The 1,599-nt window shown below is 73.7% G+C and carries 1 protein-coding gene; it reads right to left on the bottom strand.

The annotated features are described in order from the left end of the window. Window positions 1-19 precede the first annotated feature (19 nt). Window positions 20-1,537 (bottom strand): gamma-aminobutyraldehyde dehydrogenase, encoded by a 1,518-nt coding sequence (locus FOE67_RS25240; RefSeq protein WP_182667131.1) that lies wholly within the window; start codon window positions 1,535-1,537, stop codon window positions 20-22. Window positions 1,538-1,599: the final 62 nt, after the last annotated feature.

Below are 1,599 nucleotides of genomic sequence, written 5' to 3'. Positions count from 1 at the left end.
GACCGGGGGCGGCCCGGGCTCAGCGTGGGGTGAAGACGGTGCGGTGCCAGGGTTTGCGGGCGACGGCGGTGATGTCCTGCATGACGTGCTTGACGGTGGTGTACTCCTCGAAGGAGTAGATCGACATGTCCTTGCCGTAACCGGAGGCGTCCCGGCCCCCGTGCGGCATCTCGCTGATGATCGGGATGTGGTCGTTGACCCACACGCAACCGGCGCGCAGTTCCCGGGAGGCGCGGGCGGTGCGGTAGGTGTCACGGCTCCACACGGAGGCGGCCAGGCCGTAGGGGGTGTCGTTGGCCACGGCCAGGGCCTCGTCGTCGGTGTCGAAGGGCAACACCACCAGGACCGGGCCGAAAACCTCCCGCCGGACGATCTCCGCGTCCCGCGGCACGTCGGTGATCAGGGTCGGCGAGTAGTGGGCGCCGCCGGCCGGGGCGCCGGTCGGCACCCGGCCGCCGGTCACCACCCGGGCACCGGCGGCCCGGGCCCGCTCCACGAAGCCGGCGACCCGGTCGCGGTGGGAGGGGGAGATCAGGGGCCCGATGTCGGTGTCCGGGTCGAAGGGGTCCCCCGCCCGGACACCGGCCATCAGGTCGGCGACACCGGCCACGAAGTCGTCGAACACCGAGCGGTGCACGATCGCCCGGGTGGCGGCGGTGCAGTCCTGACCGCTGTTGATCAGGGAGGCGGCCACCGCGCCGTGCACCGCGGCCTCGGGGTCGGCGTCGTCGAACACGACGAAGGGTGCTTTGCCGCCCAACTCCAGGTGGGTCCGCTTCCCGGCCCCGGCGGCCAGCCCGGCGACCCGCCGGCCCACCTCGGTGGAGCCGGTGAAGGAGACCATCGCCACGTCGGGATGGGTGACCAGGTGTTCCCCGGCGACCGGGCCCTCACCGGGGACGACGTTGATCACGCCGGCCGGTATCCCGGCGTCCCGGGCCGCCTCGGCGAGCATCACCGAGGTCAGGGGGGTGTTCTCGGCGGGTTTGAGGACCACGGTGTTGCCTGCGGCCACGGCCGGGAGGATCTTCCAGACGGCCATCTGGAGGGGGTAGTTCCAGGGGGCGATCGATCCCACCACTCCCAGCGGCTCGCGCCGTACACCGGAGGTGTGGTCCGGGCTGTACTCGGCGACGGCCAGGCCGTCCAGTCGGCGGGCGGCCCCGGCGAAGAAGTCGACGTTGTCGATCGAGCCGGGCACGTCGAACTCGCGACTGAGCCGCTCGGGCTTGCCGCACTGCAGGGACTCCGCGAAGACGAGGTCGGGGGAGATCTCCTCCAGGCGGACCGCCAGGCGGCGCAGCGCCGCCGAGCGCCCGGCCGGGCCGGTCGCGGCCCACTCCGGTTGGGCCGCCCGGGCGGCGGCCACCGCGGCGTCCACCTCACCGGGGCCGCCCCCGGCGTAGCGCAGCACGACCTCCCCGACGGCGGGGTCGATCACCTCCTGCTCCCGGTCGCCGGTGCCGGTCACGGGCTCGCCCGCGATGAACGAGGCGCCCGCGGCGAAGCGCTCGGCGACGTCGAAACGGTGGTCCATCACGGCTCTCCCGGGGCACGGTGTCGGGGTGGGGTCGGAAAGGGGATCGGATGGGATCGGGG

Source organism: Streptomyces calidiresistens (assembly GCF_014141525.1).
GTDB classification, from domain to species: domain Bacteria; phylum Actinomycetota; class Actinomycetes; order Streptomycetales; family Streptomycetaceae; genus Streptomyces; species Streptomyces calidiresistens.
This window is presented reverse-complemented; position numbering and strand designations above follow the sequence as displayed.